The following is a 1,562-nucleotide window of genomic DNA, read 5'->3' as shown; positions in this document are numbered from 1 at the left end:
CGTCGTTTCAGCCCATGGAGACCCGCGTAAATCCGTCGTACAGAGGGTTGCGGTCTGAGAAGTGGGAAGCCTCGCCGTTTACGGCGGGGAGCAGTCACAAAAACGAATCTATTTACAATAAAAAATCGGCAGTATTGTTCTTTGAAAAGTCCAATGCTGCCAATTTAATTGAGTTAAATTTAACTTATTTTAATTAATCATTTTCTCATTAATTATTACCTTGAGAAAGTGTTGCTAATTTCTCAAAATAATCAGGGAACGTTTTTGCGGTACATCCCGGATCGAGAATAGTAATAGGCGTATCTGAAAGCGCCACCAGCGAAAAACACATCGCAATACGGTGATCATTATAAGTTTCGATATCCGCAGTGGTTAACTGTTTTGGTGGTATCACTTTTAAGTAGTCGTGCCCTTCTTCAACAATCGCACCCACTTTTTTGTAACTCAGCAGCCATTGCCGCTAATCGGTCAGTTTCTTTTACACGCCAGTTATAAATATTGCGGATAACTGTTTCACCTTCAGCAAAAAAGTGCCGTTGTCGCAATCGTCATTGCGGCATCAGGGATAGTATTCATATCCATATCAATACCTTTTAACGTTCCACGCTCGCACTCAATATAGTCGTCACCCCAGCGTACTTTTGCGCCCATTTTTTCAAGAACAGAAGCAAAATGAATATCTCCTTGTAAGCTGTTTTTACCTATGCCTGTAACTCGTACTGTACCGCCTTTAATCGCCGCTGCGGCTAAAAAATAAGAAGCAGATGAAGCATCACCTTCTACAAGGTACTTTTCTGGTGATTGATATTGCTGACCACCTTTTATAACAAAGCGTTGATAGCCTTGGTTTTCAATTTTACCACCGAAGGTATTAATTAATGCTAAGGTAATATCAATGTAAGGTTTTGATACTAATTCACCTTTAATGGTAATAATCGTATCTTGCTCTGCTAAAGGTGCTGTCATTAATAATGCAGTCAAAAATTGGCTAGAAACACTACCATCAACCTCAACATTGCCACCTAAAAAGCCACCCCGTAAGCGAATTGGCGGATAATCCGTCTGTTCAAGGTAGTCAATTTTTGCGCCACCTTGACGTAAAGCGTCAACTAAATGCCCAATCGGACGCTCTTTCATGCGAGGTTCACCAGTAAGAATAATATCATGCTGGCCGAGATTTAATGCTGCCGCTAATGGGCGCATTGCTGTACCTGCATTACCTAAAAAGAGCTCTAATGGCGAAGTGGTTTTAAATTCGCCTCCTAGCCCTTCAATATCACATACCGTATTGTTATTTGATAATTGATATTGTACACCTAACACTTTTAATGCATTAAGCATATGACGAATATCATCACTATCTAATAAGTTAGTGAGACGAGTTTTACCTTTAGCCAAAGCCGCTAATAACAACGCACGGTTAGAGACACTTTTTGATCCTGGTAAATTAATAACACCTTCGATATGAGCGATAGGTTGTAATGTTAATGATTCCATAAACAGGTAAAACTCCAATAAACAAGTAAATTAAACGAAAGTGCTATTTAATTAAATATAAATTA

The 1,562-nt window shown here is 39.2% G+C and carries 1 protein-coding gene and 1 pseudogene; one reads left to right on the top strand and one right to left on the bottom strand.

From position 1 onward, the window contains the following. Positions 1–197 (top strand): hypothetical protein (locus tag BHE89_RS24380; protein WP_141008324.1); only part of this gene is annotated, 197 nt, incomplete at its 5' end. Positions 198–208: 11 nt separating this feature from the next. Here the strand turns inward: BHE89_RS24380 and aroA are convergent. Further along, a pseudogene (aroA, locus tag BHE89_RS16835) lies at positions 209–1,497 on the bottom strand (3-phosphoshikimate 1-carboxyvinyltransferase). Between the last annotated feature and the right edge of the window lie 65 nt (positions 1,498–1,562).

Source organism: Shigella sp. FC1967, from assembly GCF_001743005.1.
GTDB lineage: Bacteria > Pseudomonadota > Gammaproteobacteria > Enterobacterales > Enterobacteriaceae > Proteus.
Note: the sequence above shows the minus strand (reverse complement) of the source record. Positions and strands in the feature narration are given on the sequence as shown.